Here is a 21,314-nt window from a genome sequence, read left to right on the forward strand (position 1 = left end):
CCACTCAACGTTGCCCTATCTGGTATGTGTATGAGGACACCGGGAGGCGTAAACATTAAACTCGATCACTGCTAAACAACTCGCATTTTTACGCTTTAAAACGCTCAAAGATGCTGCTTAATTCTTCAGTGAACGAGCCGATTTGTATCGGCTTGGTGAGGTAATAATCGCAGCCCGCCGCCATACAACGATCAATATCTTCCGCGAGGGCAAACGCGGTCAGTGCCACGATCGGAATATCTTGCCGAACCACTTTAATCTGCCGGGCTGCCTCATAGCCGTTCATAATCGGCATCTGCATGTCCATAAGAATCAGGTCAGGTGGTTCTTCTGATGCATTTTGCTCCTCAAAGCAGCGCAGTCCCTCTAGACCGTTGGCGCAGTGAGTCATTGTCGCGCCCGCAGCACTCAGCACCACTTCCAATAAAGTTGCTATGGGCGCACTGTCCTCACACACTATAACGCGCAGGCCCTGCAATTCCTTGGTGCCCGGAACCGAGAGATCTGCTGAAAACTTAGGCCAGTCAACCGCAAAAGGATTGGTCTCAAGATGCTCAGACCAGTGGGTTTCTGCCGGTATCTCAACAGGTAAACTCAACGTGAATTTCGAGCCCTCACCCAGACTTGAAGCCGCGACGATATCGCCCTCTAAGGCCCCTGCAATCTGGCGAGAAAGGGCCAACCCTAGTCCAGTACCTTCAATACCAGCCCTATGGTGGGTATCGTGCACCCGGCTAAAAGGTAGAAACAGATTTTTCATCTGCGCGGGATCAATGCCAATTCCCGTATCTAACACCTCCACAGACAGTACTGCTTCGGCACCTCGATCTTCTGCCGAAAGGGTCACAGTAATGGTGCCCCGCTCAGTATATTTGATCGCATTACTCAGAAGATTAACGATAATTTCTCTTAACTTAAGCTGGTCCGTGATAACGGCATCGGGTAGCGCACCGCTGACCACAGTTTCCAAGCCCACATTTTTGCTTGTTGCGCGCACCTTCAAATTTTCAACGGTAGCAGTGACGACAGGGAGCAGCTTTATCGCTTCAAACTTAAGCGACATTTCTCCCGCCTCCACCGCAGACATATCGAGCACATTACCGATAAGGTCTTGAAGGTAGCGAGCGTTCTGAGTGAGCTGACCCCGCCACTGCTCTTGTTCGTGAGGGTCCTTTGCGCCTTTTGCCAACAGATCGGCAAAGCCGACAATGGCAGTCATCGGCGTTCGTATCTCGTGGCTCATGTTGGCAAGAAAATTGGTTTTCGCGACTGACGCTGCCTCGGCAGCCACACGGGCCTCGCCGAGCTCTTTAGCCTGTATTTCTAAAGCGCGACGAGCCTCCTCGAGGTGTGCGACGGTTTTTTCCAAACGGTCCATCGTCAGTGCGGTATCGATACGTGTCGATGCTAATGAGGCTATGGTGGTGAAAAGACGAACATCCTCATCAGTAAAAAAATGGGCGGCGTGATGCTCTGAATCAAGGACGCCGATAATTTTGCCCTCATGACTGATCGGCACCGCGAGTTCAGACAACCGAAAATCATCGTCTTCAATATAACGGGGATCAAGGCGGGCATCGTCGATGCGCTGCACCTCACCCGTCTGTGCAACGTGCCCAACGATACCCTGGCCAACGGGGATGGTTATTTCGTGGAATATTTCGCGGTCTACAGGGTTTTTGGGGCCGTGTGCTGCGACTTGCTTCAGCATCTCCCCATCATCAGCCAGTAAGTACACCACACAGTCTTCGAACCCTAACTCAGCGATCGCTGTCTTCGCGATATTCCAAACAATATCTTCTAATTTGGTCAGACTGGATTGGCGTAAAGTGAATTGGTGCAGAATATCGAGGTAGCGATTTCTGGCGATCTCGGCGCTGAACTCCGGGGCATTGTCAGTAACCTCGGTCATCAAACACCGACGCTTTTATCGGTACTTTGGACGCCGCTACGGGCAGTGTTCAGCCGCAGAGGATTAAACGTGATCGGCGGCATCAGATTCGTGGTTGCACCTATTTGGGCTGCTTTCATAGCGCCAGCCCTGCGGCATGTACCGCGAAGAAAAACACAGCAGAAATCCAAAGGTTGTTCCTCTTGAAACCGTCGCCGGTCCGCAACTCTTGGACATCTAATTTTCGAATGTTTATCCACCTCAAAGTTTAGTAGCCCAAAGCCTACCAGAACATACTCAAGGGACACACCAAAGTAACCCGATGCTTAGCGGCTATCAATAACAGCTTGAATCAGTGGAATTATCGTTTGTCGAACCAAATCAACGGGTGCGCCGGCATCCTCCCTTGAATAATCATCAATGGCGATGTAGCCCCCAATACCACGCTCAACATCAATAAAACTAATCGCACCAAAAGCCCCAGGATCGTCATATACACCGGGATTATCTGAAGAAATCCACCAACCCATGCCGTAAGGCGTAGGGTTTATCGATACCACACCGCCTCGATCAACCCGCATACGATCGAGTGCCGTCTGACTGAGGACTTGCTGATCGCCACAGAAACCACCGTTGAGGTGTACCTGAAGTAATTTGGCATAATCGGCGAGATTGGTGATGGCCCCGCCGCCAATATGTGGATTGCTTTGTCCCGGCAGGCTCTCAACGGTGCCGTTGAAACTGGAGATACCTAAATTGAGCTCTTGCCAGGGATTGCCAAAAGTAAACACCTCGAGGCCACAGGGCACCCCCAAGTATTGATCGACCAGCTGATTCCAAGTGGTATTGGCCGCCACCGAGGCAGTAACGCCCGCCGCTTGCCATTGGCTGCCACCATAGTCAAAGCTATCCCCCGCGGGCTGACTCGCCGCAAGCTCGTTAGTTAATAGCTGCTGTCCGCAGGCCTCAAATTCGACAAAGTCGGAGGCGGCAAAGGTGCAAAGATGATTGAGGTCCTCCAGCGTCTGCCCAAATGGATTCCCGTAACTATTAAGTGCTGAGAGGCCCGGTATACCTGTCGTATTGCTAACCATTTGAACAATAGTCCGGTCGGTATAAACGCCCTCGTAGGGCAATATCGTACTGACCGGCTGGTCCACAGAAAACGAGACGCTAGAATCCTCATCAAGGGCGAGCAGGGTCATTACCGCAGGCACTTTGCTGGTTGACGCCAACATCACTACGAGATCTTCAGTGTGGTCGCCAAACGTTTCCGTATGCAATGTCGCTTTGGCATCAACCACAACGTAACTGATGCCATCAAAAACCGCACTGTCATCGATAAAAGACTGAAAGGCACCGTCAACCTCAGAAAAATCAAGTCCGGCTATGGGCGGTTGCTCATTACTTGGTTCACCTTGCACACCAACGCGCAAGCTTTGCACTTGACTCAGGAGTGCGGAAAAAAAACTGCTGGCGGCTGACGCCGAATTTGCCATTGCCAGCAGAGCAACTATGAGTGCGAAGAAACTGCGCCGGATTAGCCAAGGTAGAGCCCTCAGAACCATGCTTTTTTTCCTTTAAGCTGAGTGAATAAAATGTTTCGCTGCCTGCGTAACTGTCGCTAGCTTTTAATCGGGAGCTGCTGCCAAATCTTCACGAACATGGCGAGCCGCCATCACGTAGTGAAAACAGGACCAACAGATTGCCAGTGGCACCAAAATAAATAACGCGTACCGCAGAGACTCAACACCGTAGCTAGGCTGAAGTAAGTCGCTGAGCAAGCCCACCGAGGAAGGACCCGCACCCAGCCCAATGATGTTTAGGATGAAAAACAAAATTGCCGAGGCAAGGGCACGCATTTTCAAACCCACTAAACCGTGCACAGTGGCGATAGTTGCGCCCAAATACGCGTTGGCAAGTATGCCGGGCACAATCAGCATCATCAGCGCAAAATAAGGATCAGAGGTCAGATAAATACCAAACTGAAAGGGCAAGGAAATTAAGCAAGCCACCGCGGGCATCCACATGTACCAACGCTTGTCACGCTTGCCCAGACGGTCAGCAATGACACCGGAGCTGAATACACCAATAGCACCACCGACACCAATAACCAGTGCCAGCCAAGTACCCAGCTCCCCGGTGGGCATTTGGTAGCTGCGAATCATATAAGACGCCACCCAGTTAGCGACGCTGTAACCCGCGAAGGCGTTCATTGCGGCACCCATAGCCATGTGGCGAAAAGAACGGCGCTGCCAAAGTAAGGCAATAACAGTTTTTATAGAAACGTTACCCTCTGCAACTTTGCGCTTTTCATTGAGCCCTCGAATCGGCTCTGCCATGGTGAACCGCACCAGTAGTGCGAGTAGCACACCGGGAACCCCCACGATCATAAACGCGACCCGCCAGCCGAAATATTCGTTAAGCCAGCCGCCAAATAAAAAGCCAAACAAGATGCCGAAACTTACCCCTGTCGAGTAAAAGCCCAGCGCACCGGCCCGAGACTCGGGAGGGAAAATGTCAGAAATCATTGAGTGCGAGGGGGGGCTGCCACCGGCCTCACCAACCCCAACACCAATTCTAGCGAGCAACAACTGCCAGTAGTTTTGAGCGAAACCGCTAATCGCGGTCATGAAGCTCCAGATAAACAGCGATAGCGAGACAATATTGCGACGATTACTGCGGTCGGCCCAGCTTGCAATAGGCAGCCCCGCTGTTACATAAAACACCGCAAAAGCGAACCCGGTTAACAATCCCAGCTGTGCATCACTGAGCAACAAATCCGCCTTAATGGACTCCTGCAAAATGGCTAAGAGTTGACGGTCGATAAAATTGAAGCTGTACACCACGGTCAAAGTACCCAAGGCGTAATAGGCCGCTTTGGGGGTTTTATAGGGGTTGTGTTCACCGCTGGATTGCTGATGACTTGAAGTGCCGCTGGCTGGACCATCTGCCATAAAATATCCCGTAATTAGCTGGGTGCCCCGCATCCGTGAGGATCCGAGACACGCTGATTTTTATTGTTAATGCCTATTGCCTATTGCCTATTGCCTAAAAGCGGCATTTTTACCTGACTGCAGTTCAAAATTTGATCGACAAAACGCTTTCACGCAGATCAATATCCACCGAATAAAAATCAAGATGCAGGCGGAGTACCTTACGATGAAAGCAGCCGGAAACCCACCCCTGATTACACTGGGGCCACGAGTGCGAAAGTCCCCCTTTTACGATGCGACTGTCGCGGCAGGGGCTGGCGTATTTACGATTTATAATCACATGTATATGCCCTCAAGCTATGGCGACACGCTGTCGGAATACTGGTCAATTGTTGAGGGTGTCAGTCTCTGGGATGTTTCCGCGGAGCGGCAAATTGAAATCAGTGGCCCCGATGCCGCCGCCTTTACCCAGTTGTTAACACCCAGAGATATAGACAATTGCCCGGTGGGACGCTGCCGCTACGTGATCTTCCTTGACGAAAATGCCGGCATCGTTAACGACGCGGTCCTGTTTCGCTTGGAAGAAAATCGATTCTGGCTGTCACCGGGAGATGGCGACGTTCTGCTTTGGGCCAAGGCGGCCGCCGCCATGAGCGATCTTGATGTCACCGTGCACGAGCCCGATGCATCGCCGCTGCAGCTACAAGGCCCCCTCGCCCCCCGAGTGGCGCACAAGTTATTTGGTGATATCGCTACGGACTTAGGCTACTACCAGTTTCGAGAGGTGACCTTGCAGGGTATCCCACTAGTGCTCAGCCGAACCGGCTGGAGTGGAGAGTTGGGGTACGAGCTAATCTTACAAGATGCCCAGCGAGGCACTGAGCTTTGGGATTTGTGCATGGCGGCGGGCGCAGAGTTTGACATTAAGCCGGCCTGCCCTTCGTTAGCGCGCAGCATGGAAGGCGGGCTTTTGTCCTACTGCTCTGATATCACCATCGCCGACAACCCCTTCACCATAGGCATGGATCGACTGCTCGATATCGATAAATCCTTTGACTATATCGGCAAGGCAGCCCTGCAAAAAATAGCGAAGGAGGGCACATCGCGACGATTGGTAGGCGCTAATTTTCAGGGTGAGCCCGTGCGACCTAATGAACACTTTTTACCGGTAAGTGTGACAGGGCGCATTGCGGGCCACTTAACGCGCTGCGTTTATTCGCCGCGGCTGAAGCACAACATAGCTCTCGTCAATCTTCCTACTGAGTATGCCGAACCCGGTACTGCTATTGAACTGCATCTGCCCGAGGGTATTCGCGAGGCCGAGGTCGTTGCTTTACCTTGGTTCCCCGCGGAGAAAAAAATACCCACTTGGTAAGCAAGATTGGATTCCCGTCGCAGTGTTGGTCAGGGGACTTCACTTTAATGATGTAAAAGTTTTACGCGAGCACATCTGTTACTTTCGCACGAAGATGTTTTTTCAAGAAGAGGGCTCCGTTATGCCAAGGCCATTTAACAAGCGGCGATTAGGCTTCTACGTCAGTTTACCCGCCGTACTTTGGGCTCTGAGTTCAGCTACCCCGCTTGCTGCCGAGCCTGACCGTGCGCGAGCCTTAGGAATTCCATTTGCAGGCGACCCAGGACCCCTCAATGGCATCACCGATGTCATGGGTGTCGAGGTAGGTCACAAAACGCTGATATCCGGCGAAGGCCCACTAGAACGCGGTGTCGGCCCCATCCGCACAGGGGTAACCGTCATTCACCCTAGGGGAAAAACCAGTACCGAAGGTGTTTACGGCGGCTGGTTTACCCTCAACGCCTCGGGGGAGATGACCGGCACCACTTGGCTTGAAGAACGGGGTCTAATCGATGGCCCGATAGGAATCACCAACACTCATAGTGTTGGTGTCGTTCGAGATGCGTTCGTAGGCTGGATGGTTGATCAACAATGGCCCGCACTATGGCACGCACCGATCGTTGCTGAAACCTACGATGGTGCGCTGAATGACATTAATGGCCAGCACGTTAAATCCACTCATGTATTTAGCGCGCTTGCAGCAGCTAACGCTGGGCCGGTATTAGAGGGTGCTGTGGGTGGCGGCACTGGCATGGTGTGCAATGGATTCAAGGGCGGCATAGGCACCGCTTCTCGAATCGTATCGGTGGCAGACCAGTCGTATGTTGTCGGTGTTCTTGTGCAGTGCAATTACAACTGGGGCGGGAAGAGTCTGCGTCTGGGTGATCAATGGGTCTCTGAGAAGCTACCCGTAGGCGAGCATTGCTACACCGACGCCGGGATAACCCCCCAAAATCCCTGGTTCCCTTATTGCAGTGGTGCTGACCTAGATAAAGACAGTCCCACTCGGGACGGGTCAATTATCGTTGTGGTAGCAACCGATGCACCGATATTGCCGCACCAGTTAAATCGATTAGCAAAGCGACCAGCACTAGCTCTGGGACGACTCGGTGCTATAAGCAACCCGGGGTCCGGTGATATTTTTCTCGCTTTTTCTACGGGCAATGCCGGGGCCATTAATGAGGATCAATTTAACAAGGTTGAGCAATTTCCCAACAACGCACTCGACACATTATTTCGTGGAACGGTTCAAGCTACGGAAGAGGCCATCGTCAACGCCATGGTTGCAGCAGACACTGTGACGGGAGCTGATGGACTCAGAGTACACAGGTTGCCCCACGACGAGGTTCGCAAGCTGTTCTCCCAATAAAAAGCCATTGAACTCGGAAGCCTATCAGCCCTTCTCGCAGCTCACCAAACTCACTAAATCAAAGTTTAGGGCTACAGGACATTGCAGCGCTAGCGATTACTGATCCAAAGAGATTGGTAGGGCGTCAAAAAAATCGTGGGTATGGCAGCGTCCAGTGTTTGCCCTGAAATAAGATCATGCCAGTCGTCAGTGACAATTAAATTTAAGGCTGCTACAGATAGCGTTTGAGTCTGGTCACTCATGTTATAAATACAAAAAATACTCTGACGGCGGTCGGCGCTCTGACGCCAGAATCCAAATAGCGAATCGCCAAGATGCAACGTAAATTGGGTGGCATTAGGGTGAAAAGCGCCCTGCTTCTTCCGCAGCTGAATTAACTTTTGCAGCGATATAAAAACACGATGATGTATGGATTCGGTGTCTTCAAGCGCTGCCGTTAGTTCATGCAACGGCCACTGATGCCGATTGATTGATCGATTGTGGCCCGTATGAAGAACGCGCTCCATATCGTTGCAAGTACCCAGCAGCGAATGAAGGTAAAACACGGGTATACCTTCAAGGCCCAGCATAATGGCATGTGCACAAACAAACCGTTCTATACCTAAATCATCAGCGCCATTAACGGTGCCGCTCAACGCATCAATCAAAGCTATGTTGACTTCGTAGGGCCGGCTTTCACCCTCATCAACCTGACGTCGAGAAATTAAACCTCCAAAGCCCTCAAGAGCGATAACCATCTGCTCAAGCTCACTTTGACTAAGCAACCCTTCTGCGGGCCTCAACCCAATCCCATCGTGGGACGCAATAAAGTTAAAGTAGGTCGTACCTTCCTCAGCGGGAGGCATGCTCATCATCCATGCTCGTAAATATTGACTGCTGCCTGTAAGTAACCCGTGAATGAGCAACGGAGGCAGCGAAAAATTATAAATGGCATGGGCTTCGTCGGCTTGACCGAAGTAGGACAGATTTTCAGTGTTAGGCACGTTAGTTTCGGTAATTACAATCGCATCTGATTGTGCACATTCAATGAGGGCTCGAAATAGCCTCACAACCTCATGGGTCTGCGGCAGATTGATACAACTGGATCCAGAAATTTTCCATAGGAAAGCCACGGCATCCAGCCGAAAAATACGCACCCCTGCATCGAGGAGCTGACGAATAATGCTGGAAAACTCCTCAACAACTGCCGGGTTTTGAAAGTCAAAATCGACTTGATCGGCGCTAAAAGTACACCAAACGGCCTGACTACCCTCCTCTGTTAGTACGGTTTCCAATAGGGCACTAGTGCGAGGTCGAACGACCTGCGAAGCATCAAAATTATCAGGCGGCACAAAAAAATAGTCAGCACCCGGATGTATGCCTCGACGAAAATTTTCAAACCAAAACGAACGGCTCGAGCAGTGGTTAAGTACAAGGTCTGCCATCAACCGGTAATCAACGGCAATGCGAGTAAGGTCTGGCCAGTCTCCCAGCGATTCGTTGACACTGGAATAGTCTAAAACCGCGAAACCATCATCTGAAGTCCAGGGATGAAAGGGCAGGATGTGCACCCATGAAATCGTAGTTCCAATACGCTGGTTGATAAAGTTATGTAATACCTGAAGAGGTTTTTGCTCAGCAGACTGAATAGAATCGCCGTAGGTGATGAGTGCTACATCAGTCTCATCCCATAAATTTCTGTGGCATACCGGCGGGATCTGCTCAGGCGTTAGGCGCATGGCCGCAAGCAGCTTATTTCGCCATTCGGTAAGCGCTTTGCGACCGAGACGGTCACCATAAAGCTTAGTCAGATGCGTATCGACCCGTTGGGATAAATTCATTGCTAACGCTTAGGCGAGAGCCATCTTTGGGGGTATCGACACGAGGGGTGAATGAGAAAATTCCTTGTGGTCGGCCTCAACAGCATCTACCAACTGCTCAAAAATATCTGGGATGGCACTGACCACTCGGTTCCATGTCGGAATAAATGGCGCATCCATGGGCTTCTCTAAAAAATGGCGACCCGCCTCCATAATGTTTTCAGCAAAAAGCTCAATAGCCGCTTCCTCACCGTTAATATCAAACTGCAGACCATTCATAATGGCGTCGTTACGATAGGCTTCAGTCAGATCAAGCGCGAGGCGATAGTAGGTCGCCTTAACCGTTCGGAATGTTTCTTGATTAAAAACCGTGCCCTGAATCGCCAGCTTGCGGAAAATAGACTTGGCAATATCGGTAGACATCCGAGACAACCCTGCTGAAGGGTTATCTACAGATAAATCTTGGTGTTTGTGATCGTAGTTACCCGCAATATCGACCTGACAAATACGCTTGTTGTTATTGCTGCGATAGACCTCTGAAACAACACCGATTTCTAAACCCCAATCACTAGGCACTCTCAGGTCACTCAATGCATCTCGGCGAAATGCGAACTCTCCCGCCAAAATATAACGGTAGCTGTCGAGGTAGTTGAGGTAAGCCGATTCCCCCAGTACCTGTTTGAGGGCGCGAATCATAGGCGTCACCAAAAGCCTGCAGACCCGACCGTTAATTTTGTTGTCGGCGATACGCGGGTAATAGCCTTTGCAAAATTCATAATTGAATAAGGGGTGCGCCATGGGGTATAGCAACCGAGCTAACAGGCTACGCTCGTAGGTCAAAATATCGCAGTCGTGGAGTGCCACCGCGTCCACCTTAGCAGTAGCCAACACATACCCCATGCAGTACCAAACATTTCTACCCTTACCCAACTCTTTGGGTGCAAGGCCCGCGTCGGCGAGGCTCGCATCAAGGGCTTGAAGGCGAGGACCATCTTGCCAAAGCACGCGATGGTGCTGTGGCAGATCGGAAAAAAACGATAACGCGTGACGATATTCGTCGGCGTTGGCACGATCAAGACCGATCACGATTTGCGACAGGTAAGGTACCTGCTTCAGCTCTTCCAAAATATTGGGTAATGCGGGAGTTGCGATCTCAGAATAAAGCGATGGCAATACCAAACCCAAGGGGCGCCGTTTGGCATGCTGAACAAGTTCCTGCTCTAGACACGCTGTGGAACGCTCACCCAGATTGTGCAGCGTAGTGATGCTGCCGTTCTGATAAAAATCGGCCATGCCCTCTCTCCTGATCAATAACCTTAATAATGTGTTGAATTTCCTCTGCCCAACCCGCAGGTCCTTCTAACCTGCTGATGTAAAGCTTTGGGTGATTGTGAGGTTTAGGGGGTTCGTGAACAGGTGAACGAACCACCAAAGCGTGGTCAGCAGCCTCGAGCAACTCAAGGTCGTTATTAGCGTCCCCGGCCGCAATGCTGATGGCATCAGCATATAAATCTCTGCAAATTTTTTGGTGCAGCCAACGCATGGCAGTGCCTTTTCCACCCCCTGCCAAGACATGCAAGAACCGCCCCCCTTCAACAACCTGCAAGCCAAGCTCAGCGGTTGCTTGTACGAAGCCAATGCGATCGGTTGCCGACCCCAGCCAGAGCAAGGCTTCACTGTAATGGCGAGCTTGGGCACGTCTCGCTGAAAACTCATCGAGGCCTGTCACAGCGCAAACTTGCCGCACCGACATATCGCTCAGTGCGTGAAACCGACCCGACCACTCCCCCGCCAAGCCGGCCAGAAGGCCGCGAATATATCCCCGAGATTTACCCAGCACGTGACACCAATATCCAGCAGCAGTTGCGGATCCTGTGGGGCGACTGAGCCCCCAGGTTTGCGGGACCCAGATGGCGGCTCCGTTTTCTACAACGAATGGCCCGTTGATTTCTAGGTCCTGACAAAGCAGCTGTACTTCAGCCTGCGTCTTACTCGTAACAGGGATAACTGGAATGCCACGAGCCAGAATGGCTTGAAGGACTGGTCCTGCTCGATCAAGTCCGTAGGTATCATGATCCAGTAGCGTGCCATCGAGGTCGGTGTAAATCACAGGGCAGCTCACTGCGGTCCCCTCGCACTCGAATACCCTGCACCACAGCAGTGCCCAAGCTTCATTGCGGTGCAATCCCTTCTGTCTCTTCTAAACTCAATCATTACCGGCACTCCTTGCCTTAAATGTCTCTGCTGGCGCTTATTTGTCCTTATAAGCTCGTCAACCCGCGGCAAGTAACCAGCTGCCTACGCGGTGTCAAAGAGATGTGAGCAAGTACCGTGCCGAATAAAAAAAAATTTTAGACGGGGGGCAAAAAATGGAGTGTAGAAAGTTGACGAAAGCGCGACAGATGCCGCACCTGAACGCCGAGAACCCAGCTAGTGACGCTGGGGGCCCGCAAGACCGGCCAATACAGTACGAGCACCTGAGAAGGGACGCCGCCCATGCATGACTCGCAGGTTATCGATTAAAACGACATCACCCGCCTGCCACTGATGATCATAAACCTGCTGATACGCAATGGTGATCATTTCTTTCAGATCAGTAATCGGCATGGGCGAGCCGTCGCCAAAGCAGACCGATTTGGCTGCAGAGTTGCGCAGATCTTGCCAACCGGCGAAAGCGGCTACCAACTGATTAAAAAAGACCTCTGTCCCGGTACTCGTGCGTCGGATAGCGGGTAATGCCGGAGTCGTTACCCGCAGGTCATCACCCTCTAGCCAAACCCAGGTGTACCCTAGCTGCTGCAACTTCGCTTCCGCAGCGGCGCGGGAATTAACACTCAGCGTATCAAGCCAGCTGCGCCCTTGACCCGAACCTGCGTCAGCTTGCGCCGGCATGGTGTGCGTGTAGGACACACCGAGATCGCGACATTGCTGTACGAAGCTGGGAAGTTGCCGCTTTAATGCCGTCATCAAGTCATCTGATCGACATAAGGGTGTCGCGCCGCCCTCAGCAGCGGCGCGTTCGCAATAAAAAAACAGATAGCTTGGGAAAAGCGGTGTCTGCGCCATTTCGTGATGTAAAAATATTTCCAGCTCTGGCGGCGCCTCATTTGCGGTGAATACCTGTGGCGTGCGATTTTTTCGCACTGCGTTAGACAGTGACTCCGCATAGGTAAAGGGCTGCAAATCTAGTGCCCCAATGCACTGGTCAAACCCGATGTCGCCAGCATCAGGAAAACCTCTGAACAAAATAGCGCCTACCTGATCCAGTAGGGACATCACATCAGTTGCCGTCTCAGCCAAGTAGTCAGCAAGATTGCCCTTCCCTGAAGGCGTCAGGGCAAGCACGAAGTCATTCGGACCTTTGGTTGGCGCGAACGCAAAGGGTAAACGGCCCAGTAACGCATTTATTGCTGCATCTGGCTCAATCATAAATGGGGAAGAAACTGCCGAAGGCTTCATCACAAAATAGCCCCGGATCGTTAAACCGCCGGTTCCGATTTAACGCGCTGATAGCGCTCATTTCTGCATCACTGAGGCTAAAGTCAAAAACATCGATATTCTCGCGCAGGCGTTTGAGTTGACTGCTTTTAGGAATAACAGCCGTGCCGCGCTGTAAGCCCCAGCGCAGCAGTATTTGTGCCGAGCTACGCTGTAAGCGGTTTGCGGCGGCGCAAATAACGGGCTCGTCCAACAAGCACTCCTGAGCCTCAGCCATACCTAATTCAAGATAGGACAATGATCCCAGAGGTGAAAAAGCCGTTACCGCCATCTCGTATTGCTGTGCCAACCGAATCAAGCGCTCTTGGGTAAGGTACGGATGTGACTCAATTTGTAAAAGTGCCGGCTTCCTGCGCGCCGATGCGATCAAGTCATGGAGTAATCCGGTATTAAAATTGCAGACACCAATTTCTTTTACCAAACCCGCTTCGACCAAACCCTCCATAGCGCCCCAAGTTTCTGCGATAGGCACTAAATCGGGCTCCATACGCGGCTTTTCAGCCTCGGGATCGTGAATCCATTCGGGTGGGTAGCGCTCTGAAAAATCAACGTACTTAAGCGCAATGGGAAAGTGGATGAGGTATAGGTCAAGACAGTCGAGCCCAAGGTCCTTTAGGCTGCGCTCACAAGCAGCCCGAACATGCTCTGGGCGATGAAATGTATTCCACAGTTTTGAAGTCACCCACAAATCGTCTCTAGTCACGTTCGAAGTTTTTAGTGCCTGGCGCAGGCCCTCACCCACGGCACTTTCATTACCGTAGTCTGCCGCGCTGTCCAAGTGGCGATAGCCAGCTGCCACTGCATCGACCACCGTACTGGCCACAGATTGCTCGGGCAGCTTCCACAAACCTAAGCCAATAGTAGGCATGTGTCCTGCACCTACCTGAATACGATCTTCAACCACGATTAAAGCCTCTCCATCAATTAAACCGTCTGCACCAACCTCATGATCTCACAGCCCCTCTTTAAGTGGGCCAAGTCACTCGCTCCTGAGCGCAAAATTCATCCATAAGAACGGGGAGCCCCGTCGCAAGAGAGTGCTGGGCCGCACTCGCCACCAATAAGGATTTAAAACCTTGGGCTGGAGTTGCCGCATCGACCCTATGGCCCTCTAGCTGCGCCACAAAAGCCAAATGCTCAAAGAAAGTGGCACCGCTGTGTCCGCTAGCTTCTATCGCCGAGGGATAGGTGACCGTCGTACCCGCGTAGGAAGGGTGAGCCGCAACCTCTACCTGAACCCTGGCAGAGGACTCAACGCCTTTGCGAAAGCTTGATGATTCACTGGCTACAAGCCGGCCTTGATCACCCGTCACAACCAGCTCCTCATAGAGCTCCTGACAAAACATATTGAGGGTGAAGTGTGCGAGTGTGCCGTTATCGTAGGTAACAATCACAAAGGCATGATCATCGATATCAGACCGCACACCTTCGTGCTCAAAACCAATGAAGTTGACCGCCCTGCCACCCTGAGCGTAAACCTTCACGGGGACGGCATCGACGGCCAAGTTGATCAGGTCAAAGTAATGGCAGCATTTTTCAACTAGAGTTCCACCCGAGTAATCATTGAACTTATTCCACTCCCCCACTTTGTTTAGAAACGGCGGCCTGTACTCTGACATAGCCACGGTATGAACCGTGCCTAAAGCTTGTTCAACCCGAATAGCGTGAAAGGCATCCACATACTGCGCCTTGAAGCGGTACTGCATACCCAATTGAACGAATGTGGGGCACGCCTCTGCCATGGTCACCATCCGCTGTGCGTCGGTGAGTGACGTCGCCATGGGTTTTTCTAAAAAGATGGGTTTATCCGTCTTCATAAGGCGCTCAAAAATTGCGCTATGGGTAAAGTTTGGGGTCGCAATTAAATACGCATCGACGTTCTCATCGAGACATAAGGCGTCCAAAGATGGGTATATGGCTAGCGGTTTTTGAGTGAGTGCGTAGTACCCCCGCTGGGCCTGCTCCAGACTGGCAGGGTGTTGATCGTAAACCCCTTGAATACGCACCCGTCCCAACAGTAGTGCCACTCTGAGGTGCTCTTGACCCATCATGCCCAAACCAACAATCGCCAATCGAGGCCCTTGACGGCCATCACCACGGGCTTGCCACGCGTCATTGGCGAGCTGTTTTGACGGCACTGAAAAAAAACGTGGCTTCACTGGTTTAGCCCCAAGCGGTCTTTGCGCCACTCTGAAGCACGGAAATACCACCAAACGCCAATGTTCATCGCAATCAGCGCCATGAGACAGGGAACAAAATAGTGGCTTAAACCTCCGACCAGCCCCAAGGACGAGAACAGTAAATACAGTGCCAACACACAGGACAACAACGTCGTGGCACAGGGCACTGCATAGCTCCAAGGATTCAAATCTAGCGTCTCTTGATGGTGATATACCCAAGCCTCGGCGCGAGGGCGCCATAAACCAAAGCCCAGCATGATGGCGACCTCGAAAATGAACAACACCCCATAGAGATGAAGAAAATGCAGGGGTATCGCTTCCTTGAACAAAAATTGCAAACAACCGTAGGTAACGACATGAAAAACGATGACAACTTTAGCTGCCACGGCGGGGACCTTGCGGGTAAACAAGCCGACAATAACAATGGCGATGACCGGAATATTATAAAAGCCGGTGAATATTCTGATGATCTGCCAGAGCCCCTCGGTCGCAAACTGAAGCATGGGAGCGGCCAAGAAAGAAAACAGTGCGATAACAACGCTCGCCCGTTTTGCAACTTTAATCCGCTGTGGGTCTGTCAGCACTTTTCCTTGAAGGGGTTCCCACACGTCGAGACAAAATAAAGTAGCTGCGCTGTTTAATAGTGAATTAAAGGAGCTGAACACGGCACCCAGAAGCACCGCCAAAAAAAAGCCCCAGGCGTAGCTGGGCAAAACATCACGCACAAGCTGCGGATAGGCGAGATCAATCGACGCCAACTCAGGGCCGTATAAATGAAAGGCAATGACGCCGGGAAGCATCATCAAGAAAGGCACCAGCACTTTAAAAAAACCCGACAGCAAGACGCCTTTTTGCCCCTCGGCTAAGTTCCGCGCCGCTAAAGTGCGCTGAATGACGTACTGATTTGCGCACCAATAAAAGAGGTTTGCGAAAACCATTCCAGTAAAAAGCGTGGCAAAAGGTGTCGGGTCGTTTGACCCCCCAATGGCGTTGAGTTTGTGGGTTTCAGACGTCACGACCGTCTTGAGCCCACTGACCACACTGCCATCGCCCAATAGCGCCAACCCCAAGAGCGGTATTGCCAGGCCCATAATCAGCAGACCTATGCCATTGATCGTGTCAGATACTGCGACCGCCTTGAGCCCACCAAAGATCGCATATAAGGCCCCTGTGACACCGATTACCACCACAGTGAGAGGCAGAGCCCATTCATCGTTAATAGCTAACAACTCCGGTATCGTGAATAGCTTCATCACTGCCAGTGAACCGGAATACAAAACGCTAGGAATCGTCACCAGACCGTACCCAAGCATAAACAGGATTACGGTCATCCTTCGAACATCATCATCAAAGCGCTGATTTAGGAATTCAGGAAGGGTCGTGAACGCGCCGGCCAAATATCGAGGTAGAAAGATGAAGGCCATAAAAACCGTGGCAACAGCCGCCGTAACCTCCCAGGCCATACTGCTCAGATTAAATCCATACGCCGAGCCGTTTAACCCAATTAATTGCTCGGCGGAGAGATTGGTCAGCAGCAGCGACCCCGCAATAATGGGCGCACCCAAGCCCCTACCCGCAAGAAAATAACCTTCAGCAGACTCAGTCTCACCCCGTGTTTGACGATAGGCAATAAAAGCTACCAAGCCCATAAAAAACAGGCAGCTCAGAAGTGTGAAGGTGATGTTGTAGTCCATGGGGGTCGCCCCTATTTCATGCAGCCCTACCCTACGCAGGGAGTGGGCACCGAGCAATGCCTGCCGAGTTCAATCTCGATGATTATTTTTACCCGCCAACAACTTTTCAGCGATTGCAAAAGCGGCCTATGGAAACCACGGGTAAAAGCGAATCCCTATAAAGATCTGTTAATAAGCATTAATGGCGAAACCCATGAAGGCGCACAGTAAGTCGTCCCCACCGATGAAATAATGGGCATTTGGATAAGTCTTCGGCAGGTGCTGCTGGGGGCAGGAATGCCATGACACGTTGTTCGTGTCCCGCTTTCTGTCATTTTTTTAGATATCATCGACGCGCCAAAATGACGGACAGTTCATCCGCGTTTAACTTAGGAGAACGAGCGTTGACTCTTATAGGTGTGGGAGCTTCCCGCTAAAACGCGCACTATGCTGACTTCAATAGGTATCATCAAGACTCGGCAAAAAAGAAACCCCTCGAAAAGGAACCACCCGTGGACTTTGACTACGACCCAATTCCTCTTGCGAATAAAACGCAGCTCACCGCCGCTGAGGGGCTAGCGCGCAGCAATCAATATCTTGAGAATATGAGCAGCCGGCGAACGATACGCCAATTTTCTGATCACCCAGTTCCCAAGGAAATCATTGCAACAGCTGTTCGTGCAGCCGGCACCGCCCCATCTGGGGCCAACCACCAGCCCTGGCATTTTGTATGTATTCAAGATCCCAATATTAAGCGGGAAATTCGCCTCGCAGCCGAGACCGAGGAACGCGCCTTCTACGAGGGCAAAGCCGGTGACAATTGGCTTCAGGACCTTGGTCCTTTGGGTACTGATGCCCAAAAGCCTTTTTTAGAAACCGCCCCTTGGCTAATTGCTATATTTGCTGAGCGATACGGTGTGGACACTAACGGTAAAAAACGGAAAAACTATTACATTTCAGAATCGGTCGGCATCGCCACGGGGTTTTTAATTTCCGCCTTGCACACCGCAGGCCTGGCCACCCTCACCCACACACCCAGCCCCATGAAATTTCTGAACCGTATTTTGGGCCGTCCCAGCAACGAGCGACCATTTGTGTTGATGGTTGTGGGGTACGCCGCTTCAGATGCCCAAGTACCCCGAGCCGCCACAGTGAAAAAGCCATTTGGTGAAATCACCACATTCGTTGAACCCGCTTCACCTTGATGTGAATTACCTTGGCGCAAAACCGCCCAGCCGCAGATCAGGGCGTTTTTGGGGCGGGCTGCAATAAAATGTTGTGATCCGCGACCCCGAAATTTCCGGGACCGAGGAACAAGAGCACAGCTGAAGCTCACTCGCCTGAATTTTTACAGCGCTACAAATCGCCTATCCAGTTGCCATGAAATCCCGGAGGTATTCGGTGCGGGATGTGAATGCAGGCAACGGGGCCATCGGCGATAGCCTGAGCATTCAAGATACGAAGCTCAGTGGTGTCGGTTTTCGTGTTGATTACATAGCCTAGCAACCACCCCTCACCCTCCGCAGCTCCATCGGCACCGGGAACAAAAACAAACTCGCCGCCAATATCCTCGGGGCCAAACGAATACTCCTGTCGTTGGCCGGTGCTCAGATTATGGTGAAATAGACTGTTGGGCTGAGCAAAATTGGAAACGGGCGAACTTGGCAAACCTACCGTCCAAGTGTGCTGATAAGACTGACCGAAGAAACGCTCGTCTACCCGGGGAAATTCCTGAGGAGCGGCATCAAGGGTGCTACGGGTCACTTGCCGTGTACTCAGGTCTATTTCCCAGCGTTCTAAACCCATCGGCTGACCGTTGGGACCGTCAGGGCCATGGGCGAACATGGTTTCATACACGGCCGCATCGATAACCACGGTGTTTTCATCAGTCTCATAGCTGTTGGCAACGTGAAATAACCAACAAGGATCTACCTCGCACCAGATAACCTCATCCGAAGTACCTGATCGTGGCAGTAAACCGACGCGGGCCGAACGTTCGCTATCCCAGCGATAGGGAAATTTAAAACCCTTGGCCATTGCACCTAGGGAGAGCGTAACAGGCAGGTCAAAAATGACGACAAAATGCTTTGTCAGAGTGCACTCATGGATAGAGGGTCCATCGGATACCGGTATTTTCAATTGTCTGAGAACCTGCCCCTCACAATCAATAGCGACATGGCAAACATGGTCGGGCATCAAAGGTGAGTAGGTGATGGCGTGCCACTCCCCCGTTAATGGATCCTCATGGGGATGCGCTGTGAACGGGCTCGTCAGGGCACCGTCAAAATCGGTATACGCCACCGTATCGAGATCGCCGTTTAACTCTACCGGCGTTGCCCCAGCTTCAACCAGCGCCAATATCCGACCACCCAAGCGCAGCACATTCGTATTCACTGTATCGCCAGGGCCGGTGCGTGGACCAGGGGCCGCTGGCGGCCCCCCCGCTGCCTCGAGGGACCGGGAGCGTACATAGCGGTTGTGGTACCACTCTGCACGGCCGCCATTAAGGCGTATACCGTGCACCATACCGTCACCCAGAAACCAGTGATGACCTCTGGGATCGGGTTTAAAGGGGTTGGGACCAATTCGCGCATAGCAACCGCTCAGTGCTTCGGGAATCTCTCCCTCTACCTGAAGATCGGTAAGACTAAACTCTTCCTTAAGGGGCTCATGAATGCCGGTCAAAAAAGGGTGCTTGCGCCAGGGATTTTTCAGTTGTCGCGCCACCTTGTTTGAGGTGGTTAGACCACCGCCGACAACCTTACGTATGGTGTTCTCTACAGATGACATACTGAATACTCGCGTTGACGGCGGTTTACCTTAGCTCACTGAATACCCAAGGTCGACTGCAAAATCTGACGTGGCATCGATTCGGTCAATCATCGCGTTGACCTGTCGCACCCCGCTGCCAAAGCTCCAGCGCGCGCCCATGCTGGGAACGCTCCAAATTTTCCCAGCGCCTCTCGGTTTAACGATACTAAGCTGAAAATGCAGAGCTATCCCTGCGCGCACAACATCGCTCACAGGAACTTCCTGCCGAGGTGGACCATGCTAAGTAGCGCTCAAATTTTGAGTGATACAGACTTCAAAAAAAGGGCTTCATCTTTAACAACATTGTTAGTGACACATTACCTGCAGGCCGATTGCTCAGTTTGAACTCTGGGTACCCGAGGGCTTAATTGCGTAAAAGGAATGGGCAGACATAATCATCAGCACATTACATAACAAGCCCACGGTGCCAGGGTGCAGACCGAAGGGCATCCACCCCAGAGACCAACCACTAACCGCAACGCATAACCCAGTCACCAAGCCCAACATAATGGGTGTCGTGCGTAAACTGGGGAAGTTAACTCCGAAATAAAAGGCGGGGGCGATCTGCAGCAAAATTTCAAATTTCAAAACAAACAAACGATATAAAGTCAGGTTTTCCTGAGTACTCAGCCACACTAACCCACCCAAAATTAACCAGGCACACCACTGCCCAACCCGGGCGCACCCTGCATCGCTGGCGGTAGGCCTAATATATTTGCCGTAAATGTCTTTCGCGAAAATGGAGGACAGCGTCAGCAGGGCTGAATCTGCGGTACTCATCAGCGCCGCCAGAATAGCCCCCAGTAACAATGTCACCACAGCGTGCCCAAACCAACCGGTGCTGAGGACATCACGCATAATCAATGCCATAACCTGGTCTGCGGCAGCACCTTCCAACCCGGGAAAACGCGCGATAGCCACAAAACCCAATGCCAAGACAACAACCACTGCAAACAGCGGTAATACAGCCATGCCCGCTAAGGACTGTTGCAGAGTACGAGCTGATCGAGCCGCGTAAATACGCTGAATAGCTTGTGGATAGACCGAGGCGCCGATGCCAATCAGCACGACCGTTGAAAACCAGGTGACCGCAGCGCGCCCCTCCGGCGGAGCGAGTTTTTCCGGTGCAATATCTCGTAACTGTGTGAAAGCTGGCGACCAACCGCCCATATCGCGCTCAATAATAAGGGCGATCAGAATGAAACCTGTCAGCATCATCGCGCCCTGAATCGCATCGGTCCAAGCGACGCTGCGCATGCCGCCCATGGTTGAATAAACCATCATAATAATCGCCAACATCACGACGCCCCAAAAGGCGTCAACCTGGCCACCACTAAGACCCTCGACCATGAGGCCCATAACCTTCAACTGGGCAAGCACGTAATTGATAAGAACAATCATGAAGCACAGCGCCACAAGTGCAGACAGTGCGCGTGAGGGAAAACGGAACTCAATGTAGTCCGTAGGCGTAATAAATTGCTGCTCACGGGACAAACGTTGAAGTCGGGGAGCGAACAGCAGATAGCCGGCGACAACAGCGATCATGCTGTGCAAAATGGCCAACCAGGTGAAGCCCACTCGGTAGGCCTGACCCGTAAAACCGAAAAGCGCATTGCCACTATACTGGGTCGCAAAAAGTGTCAGCATGAGCACCCAAAGCCCCATGCCCCTGCCTCCCAGGTAATAATCTCCCAGGCTGCGGTCTTGACGTTGACGACTGGCGAACCATCCAATGATTAACAGTGAAAGCAAATAGCCCGCGAGAAAAATAAGCGAGCCGGTTTCAAGGGGTAAATCCTGCAT

At 51.9% G+C, this 21,314-nt stretch carries 16 protein-coding genes; 3 read left to right on the top strand and 13 right to left on the bottom strand.

Annotated features, from left to right (window positions below; all coding sequences use genetic code 11):
- Positions 1–88 precede the first annotated feature (88 nt).
- From ACMAZB_RS14685 to ACMAZB_RS14695, 3 genes are all read right to left on the bottom strand, one after another.
- Positions 89–1,912 (bottom strand): ATP-binding protein, encoded by a 1,824-nt coding sequence (locus ACMAZB_RS14685; protein WP_435218244.1) that lies wholly within the window; start codon positions 1,910–1,912, stop codon positions 89–91.
- Positions 1,913–2,217: 305 nt separating this feature from the next.
- Positions 2,218–3,459: a serine hydrolase domain-containing protein gene (locus tag ACMAZB_RS14690; protein WP_435218246.1), complete on the bottom strand. Its 1,242-nt coding sequence runs from the start codon at positions 3,457–3,459 to the stop codon at positions 2,218–2,220.
- A gap of 63 nt (positions 3,460–3,522) precedes the next feature.
- Complete coding sequence (locus ACMAZB_RS14695) at positions 3,523–4,848, bottom strand: spinster family MFS transporter (RefSeq protein WP_435213042.1); 1,326 nt, start codon at positions 4,846–4,848, stop codon at positions 3,523–3,525.
- Between the two features lie 205 nt (positions 4,849–5,053).
- Here ACMAZB_RS14695 and ACMAZB_RS14700 point away from each other — a divergent pair, with 205 nt between their 5' ends.
- Positions 5,054–6,202, top strand: coding sequence for a glycine cleavage T C-terminal barrel domain-containing protein (locus tag ACMAZB_RS14700; protein WP_435218248.1), 1,149 nt, complete (start codon positions 5,054–5,056; stop codon positions 6,200–6,202).
- Between the two features lie 121 nt (positions 6,203–6,323).
- Positions 6,324–7,550, top strand: a complete 1,227-nt coding sequence (locus ACMAZB_RS14705; RefSeq protein ID WP_435218250.1) for a P1 family peptidase — start codon at positions 6,324–6,326, stop codon at positions 7,548–7,550.
- A gap of 89 nt (positions 7,551–7,639) precedes the next feature.
- Here ACMAZB_RS14705 and ACMAZB_RS14710 read toward each other — a convergent pair whose 3' ends face one another.
- The 7 genes from ACMAZB_RS14710 to ACMAZB_RS14740 form a co-directional block, all read right to left on the bottom strand.
- Positions 7,640–9,370, bottom strand: coding sequence for a sugar phosphorylase (locus ACMAZB_RS14710; RefSeq protein ID WP_435218251.1), 1,731 nt, complete (start codon positions 9,368–9,370; stop codon positions 7,640–7,642).
- A gap of 9 nt (positions 9,371–9,379) precedes the next feature.
- Positions 9,380–10,642 (bottom strand): glycosyl transferase, encoded by a 1,263-nt coding sequence (locus ACMAZB_RS14715; RefSeq protein WP_435218253.1) that lies wholly within the window; start codon positions 10,640–10,642, stop codon positions 9,380–9,382.
- The gene (locus ACMAZB_RS14720) at positions 10,590–11,471 is read right to left on the bottom strand and encodes an HAD-IIB family hydrolase (protein ID WP_435218255.1); all 882 of its coding nucleotides are present in this window, start codon (positions 11,469–11,471) and stop codon (positions 10,590–10,592) included. The genes ACMAZB_RS14715 and ACMAZB_RS14720 overlap by 53 nt, the downstream gene beginning before the upstream one ends.
- Positions 11,472–11,779: 308 nt before the next feature.
- Positions 11,780–12,778: a TauD/TfdA family dioxygenase gene (locus ACMAZB_RS14725; protein WP_435213047.1), complete on the bottom strand. Its 999-nt coding sequence runs from the start codon at positions 12,776–12,778 to the stop codon at positions 11,780–11,782.
- Complete coding sequence (locus ACMAZB_RS14730) at positions 12,771–13,751, bottom strand: aldo/keto reductase (RefSeq protein WP_435213048.1); 981 nt, start codon at positions 13,749–13,751, stop codon at positions 12,771–12,773. The genes ACMAZB_RS14725 and ACMAZB_RS14730 overlap by 8 nt, the downstream gene beginning before the upstream one ends.
- 61 nt (positions 13,752–13,812) lie before the next feature.
- On the bottom strand, positions 13,813–15,006 hold the full coding sequence (locus tag ACMAZB_RS14735) for a Gfo/Idh/MocA family protein (protein WP_435218257.1): 1,194 nt from the start codon (positions 15,004–15,006) through the stop codon (positions 13,813–13,815).
- Complete coding sequence (locus ACMAZB_RS14740) at positions 15,003–16,721, bottom strand: solute:sodium symporter family transporter (RefSeq protein ID WP_435218259.1); 1,719 nt, start codon at positions 16,719–16,721, stop codon at positions 15,003–15,005. Before ACMAZB_RS14740 ends, ACMAZB_RS14735 begins: the two co-directional genes overlap by 4 nt.
- Before the next feature lie 491 nt (positions 16,722–17,212).
- Between ACMAZB_RS14740 and ACMAZB_RS14745 the strand changes: the two genes are divergently transcribed.
- Positions 17,213–17,905 (top strand): nitroreductase family protein, encoded by a 693-nt coding sequence (locus tag ACMAZB_RS14745; protein ID WP_435218261.1) that lies wholly within the window; start codon positions 17,213–17,215, stop codon positions 17,903–17,905.
- A 151-nt stretch (positions 17,906–18,056) separates the two neighbouring features.
- On the opposite strand, the gene ACMAZB_RS14750 is transcribed toward ACMAZB_RS14745, so the two are convergent.
- The 3 genes from ACMAZB_RS14750 to ACMAZB_RS14760 form a co-directional block, all read right to left on the bottom strand.
- Positions 18,057–19,490 (bottom strand): carotenoid oxygenase family protein, encoded by a 1,434-nt coding sequence (locus tag ACMAZB_RS14750; protein ID WP_435218262.1) that lies wholly within the window; start codon positions 19,488–19,490, stop codon positions 18,057–18,059.
- A gap of 30 nt (positions 19,491–19,520) precedes the next feature.
- Positions 19,521–19,724: a hypothetical protein gene (locus ACMAZB_RS14755; RefSeq protein ID WP_435218264.1), complete on the bottom strand. Its 204-nt coding sequence runs from the start codon at positions 19,722–19,724 to the stop codon at positions 19,521–19,523.
- Between the two features lie 123 nt (positions 19,725–19,847).
- Positions 19,848–21,314: a sodium:solute symporter family protein gene (locus ACMAZB_RS14760; protein ID WP_435218266.1), complete on the bottom strand. Its 1,467-nt coding sequence runs from the start codon at positions 21,312–21,314 to the stop codon at positions 19,848–19,850.

The organism is Luminiphilus sp. nBUS_07 (assembly GCF_051201685.1).
In the GTDB taxonomy this organism is placed as follows: domain Bacteria; phylum Pseudomonadota; class Gammaproteobacteria; order Pseudomonadales; family Halieaceae; genus Luminiphilus.

What these genes read in the sequence shown, in the direction of transcription:
- ACMAZB_RS14700 (WP_435218248.1), top strand. Translation starts at nt 5,054, where the DNA reads ATGAAAGCAGCCGGAAACCCACCCCTGATTACACTGGGGCCACGAGTG.
- ACMAZB_RS14725 (WP_435213047.1), bottom strand. Translation starts at nt 12,778, where the DNA reads ATGATTGAGCCAGATGCAGCAATAAATGCGTTACTGGGCCGTTTACCC.
- ACMAZB_RS14710 (WP_435218251.1), bottom strand. Translation starts at nt 9,370, where the DNA reads ATGAATTTATCCCAACGGGTCGATACGCATCTGACTAAGCTTTATGGT.
- ACMAZB_RS14740 (WP_435218259.1), bottom strand. Translation starts at nt 16,721, where the DNA reads ATGGACTACAACATCACCTTCACACTTCTGAGCTGCCTGTTTTTTATG.
- ACMAZB_RS14750 (WP_435218262.1), bottom strand. Translation starts at nt 19,490, where the DNA reads ATGTCATCTGTAGAGAACACCATACGTAAGGTTGTCGGCGGTGGTCTA.
- ACMAZB_RS14760 (WP_435218266.1), bottom strand. Translation starts at nt 21,314, where the DNA reads ATGCAGGATTTACCCCTTGAAACCGGCTCGCTTATTTTTCTCGCGGGC.
- ACMAZB_RS14705 (WP_435218250.1), top strand. Translation starts at nt 6,324, where the DNA reads ATGCCAAGGCCATTTAACAAGCGGCGATTAGGCTTCTACGTCAGTTTA.
- ACMAZB_RS14685 (WP_435218244.1), bottom strand. Translation starts at nt 1,912, where the DNA reads ATGACCGAGGTTACTGACAATGCCCCGGAGTTCAGCGCCGAGATCGCC.
- ACMAZB_RS14715 (WP_435218253.1), bottom strand. Translation starts at nt 10,642, where the DNA reads ATGGCCGATTTTTATCAGAACGGCAGCATCACTACGCTGCACAATCTG.
- ACMAZB_RS14695 (WP_435213042.1), bottom strand. Translation starts at nt 4,848, where the DNA reads ATGGCAGATGGTCCAGCCAGCGGCACTTCAAGTCATCAGCAATCCAGC.
- ACMAZB_RS14690 (WP_435218246.1), bottom strand. Translation starts at nt 3,459, where the DNA reads ATGGTTCTGAGGGCTCTACCTTGGCTAATCCGGCGCAGTTTCTTCGCA.